This window comes from Arthrobacter sp. UYCo732 (assembly GCF_040547265.1).
Lineage (GTDB): Bacteria > Actinomycetota > Actinomycetes > Actinomycetales > Micrococcaceae > Arthrobacter.
Map to the genome: position 1 here is coordinate 1 of NZ_JBEPPJ010000046.1, position 1,998 is coordinate 1,998.

4 protein-coding genes are annotated in these 1,998 nt (G+C 57.6%); 2 read left to right on the forward strand and 2 right to left on the reverse strand.

Features of this window, described 5'->3' with window-relative positions:
* Positions 1-153 precede the first annotated feature (153 nt).
* The gene (locus tag ABIB45_RS22420; protein WP_354218033.1) at positions 154-708 is read right to left on the reverse strand and encodes a TetR/AcrR family transcriptional regulator; all 555 of its coding nucleotides are present in this window, start codon (positions 706-708) and stop codon (positions 154-156) included.
* A gap of 257 nt (positions 709-965) precedes the next feature.
* Here ABIB45_RS22420 and ABIB45_RS22425 point away from each other — a divergent pair, with 257 nt between their 5' ends.
* Both ABIB45_RS22425 and ABIB45_RS22430 read left to right on the forward strand, forming a co-directional pair.
* Positions 966-1,376: a cupin domain-containing protein gene (locus ABIB45_RS22425; protein ID WP_354218034.1), complete on the forward strand. Its 411-nt coding sequence runs from the start codon at positions 966-968 to the stop codon at positions 1,374-1,376.
* 98 nt (positions 1,377-1,474) lie between these two features.
* Positions 1,475-1,795: a MaoC/PaaZ C-terminal domain-containing protein gene (locus ABIB45_RS22430; RefSeq protein WP_354218035.1), complete on the forward strand. Its 321-nt coding sequence runs from the start codon at positions 1,475-1,477 to the stop codon at positions 1,793-1,795.
* Here ABIB45_RS22430 and ABIB45_RS22435 read toward each other — a convergent pair.
* A partial coding sequence (locus ABIB45_RS22435) for a hypothetical protein (RefSeq protein WP_354218036.1) occupies positions 1,792-1,998 on the reverse strand: 207 nt, incomplete at its 5' end. The genes ABIB45_RS22430 and ABIB45_RS22435 overlap by 4 nt on opposite strands.

Sequence of the window (1,998 nt, forward strand, 5' to 3'; positions counted from 1 at the left end):
GCCATCCAGTTCCTCAATGGCCACACGCAACGGCAGGTCCCCTCGGTGACTCCGAATCACCATGAACATGGTGGGCAACTTCGTTGCCCACCATGGTCGCTCTCCAACCGCCTGGTCCGTTTAGTGTCCGCCTTATGAGCTCTGGCGGCGGGTCTAGACGCCAGCCTTGGTCAGAAGTGCATCAACCATCATAAAGAACAAGGCGCGGGGATCAGTGGCAGTCGGGTCTGTCATGTACTGGATGGCCGCTCCGTCGTAGATCATCAGGAAGGCCCGCACCAACGAAGGGATGGCGAGGTTGCACTGGTCACTATTGCTTTGCGCCGCGGAGGAGAAGATGTTCCCCAACTCCACTTCGTAGGCTGGATAAATTTTGGTGGCCAGTGGGCTGACATCGGCGTTGCGTGTTGCCCAAAGAATTAGTTCGATTTCAGCAAGTATGTTTGCGGGCTCTTCCTCCAGTGCCCGCCAGTAGCCCTCAGCTACGTGTTCCACCGCCTTTCGAAGTCCTAGGTGGACCGGGACGTCGCTGGAAAAGCGGCTCAAGTTCTTGAACCAAGCCTCGGCGGCCACGTCCATGAGCTCCCCTTTATTGCGGAAGCAATAATGTGCCGCTGCCAACGGGGCATTGGCCGCCTTGGCAATAGCCCTAATGGTCACCGACTGAACACCCTCACGACGCATGAGTTCAACAGTCGCTGCAGTCAATTGTTCTCTTCGGTCTTCGGCGGATACCCGCATAACTCACTCTCCAGTCCCTGTTCCCGGCCGGACAGGGACACTTCCTCAAGACTATGGCTTGAGCCCAGAAAAGGCCCACGATCTTCGTCGCGAACCATTGACTCGAACGTTCGTTCGTGTCAATGCGTGCACACTGCAGTGACCCGCATCACCCTGATGCAAAGTTCCTTAGATTCCACAGGGTATTCAGAAGCAGATTCCCTATTGAAGAAACGGTGAAAAGAATGGCCACAACCACCCCTCAGGCCCCGGCACTGACGACGGGCGAAGCGATCGATTTTTGGCCAGCGAAGTCCCTGGAACCCATGCAGGACAAATGGCAGGCATTGCGCTGCAGGTTCATAACTTCTCTTCCCGTAGGCCCATGGAACGACTTCATACTCTCCGAGTGGGAACTGGACGCATGCGCCTGGGAGGACTTCCACCCCCACACCGAGACGAACTTCGTCCTGGAGGGCGAACTTCATATCCAGAGCGAAGGCGAGACTGTCATCCTGAAGCGGGGGGATTCGGCACGCGTAAACCCTGGACGAGCCGGCCGTTACTGGGCACCCGTCTACGCGCGGATGGTCACCATTTACGGACCCAACCCCGAAGGCCTGGAGTCACACTCCTTTAAGTACACCAAACTCTGAGCCCTGACATCTCCACCGCAAGCCATCGAGGACACGCCGGTCCGCTGCGAGAAGCGACTGACGGCCGAACACGAAAGGCAAAATAAGGGACTGCCCCGGTGACTGCGTCAGAAAAGCCTTTCAAAGGGCTGATCGCTTCTGGATGGCACACAGCCTCGTTGATGATGCGCATCTTCGTATCCTCCTACTGGAATGAAGATGCGAGCCTGGGCGGACCGGGGGCAGACGAGCTTCGTTGGCTAAGTCCTGTGCGGCCAGGTGACATGCTGTCAGCCAAGATCACCGTCGTGGAGGCCCGAAAATCGCGATCCAAGCCCGACCGCGGCATAGTCACTATCTCCATCGAGATGTCCCGAAACGACGGGGACATAGTTATGACGATGAAAACCACGGCGATGCTGCGTAGCCGGTTGTCCTAGCCGACCTCACACATGCAGACAGGGCAAGGAGCGGATGCGCTGCTTTCGAAGATGTGAACGAATTCCGCGACGGCTCTCCATTCGAACCCTTGTTCATTGGCCAGCCTGAGCCTTGATCCACCGATCCGGGGTTGGTCTTGATGGATTTCGGTGTCGGCCGCGGATTCTGGTTTCGGGCGTGGCAGATCACCGGCCTCGCTGCC